General features: G+C 62.8%; 1 protein-coding gene. It reads right to left on the bottom strand.

The window, feature by feature from the left end:
• Positions 1 to 223 (bottom strand): transposase (locus ACNQQL_RS36290; protein WP_347069771.1); only part of this gene is annotated, 223 nt, incomplete at both ends.

Below are 223 nucleotides of genomic sequence, written 5' to 3'. Positions count from 1 at the left end.
GCCTTGCCGAGCGCTCCGGACAAAAAATCGTTCTCCAGTGTCAACTGGCCGATCTTCGCATGCAGCGTCTTCACATCCACCGGCGGCTCGCTCGACGGCGCGCCCGCCGTGTCAAACACGTCCGCCGCGCGCTCCTGCAACTGCCGCTTCCATTCCGTGATCTGGTTCGGATGCACATCGAACTGTTGTGCCAATTCGGCCAGCGTCCGCTCGCCTTTGACCG

The sequence above is a fragment of the Burkholderia sp. LFS061 genome, from assembly GCF_047978125.1.
In the GTDB taxonomy this organism is placed as follows: Bacteria; Pseudomonadota; Gammaproteobacteria; order Burkholderiales; family Burkholderiaceae; genus Burkholderia; species Burkholderia pyrrocinia_C.
The sequence above is the reverse complement of the archived record's forward strand: the minus strand, read 5'-3'. Positions and strand labels throughout refer to the sequence as shown.